Genomic DNA, 214 nt, shown 5'->3' with positions numbered 1-214 from the left:
AAGAGCCTCTTGGTGAGGAGCACCAGGCCCGTGCCGTCGAAGTGCAGCACCTTGGCCCGTCGCCTACACCGGCCGACGAAGAGGAAGACGTCGCCCTTGAGCAACTGCTGCCCCAACTGCTGCTCGACGAGGGCGCTCAACCCATCGAAACCCCGGCGCATGTCCACCGGGGCTGCGTATGCGAAGACACGCACCGCGCGCGTCAGCGTCAGCA

At 66.4% G+C, this 214-nt stretch carries 1 protein-coding gene; it reads right to left on the bottom strand.

What is annotated here, in order from left to right; genetic code table 11:
• Positions 1-214: IS66 family insertion sequence element accessory protein TnpB (gene tnpB / locus U8525_RS34770; RefSeq protein ID WP_374271019.1), on the bottom strand; the 214-nt coding region annotated here is incomplete at both ends.

The organism is Corallococcus sp. RDP092CA, assembly GCF_041903675.1.
Taxonomy (GTDB): Bacteria; Myxococcota; Myxococcia; order Myxococcales; family Myxococcaceae; genus Corallococcus.
The sequence above is the reverse complement of the archived record's forward strand: the minus strand, read 5'-3'. Positions and strand labels throughout refer to the sequence as shown.